General features: G+C 26.9%; 1 pseudogene. It reads left to right on the top strand.

The window, feature by feature from the left end:
- Window positions 1–78: 78 nt before the first annotated feature.
- Window positions 79–234 (top strand): annotated as a pseudogene (locus tag RI01_RS03275) (effector); the annotation flags it as partial.

Below are 234 nucleotides of genomic sequence, written 5' to 3'. Positions count from 1 at the left end.
AAAAAAATCATTAAATGAGTTTTTATCATATTAGGGGTACTTCTTTTTTTATTGATTGGTTTTTTCGTTTTAACCGAAATGGAAATCATTAAGTTACCGAAAGAAGAAATCCCTATTTTAAAAGAAACCAAATTTGAAAAAATTGATGAATGGTATGACGATAATAACAAATGTCAAATGATTAAAGCCAAGTATACCTTTGATGGTCTTAATGGAATCGGCTATTATCAACAA

The organism is Italian clover phyllody phytoplasma str. MA1, from assembly GCF_000300695.1.
In the GTDB taxonomy this organism is placed as follows: Bacteria; Bacillota_I; Bacilli_A; order Acholeplasmatales; family Acholeplasmataceae; genus Phytoplasma.
The sequence above is the reverse complement of the archived record's forward strand: the minus strand, read 5'-3'. Positions and strand labels throughout refer to the sequence as shown.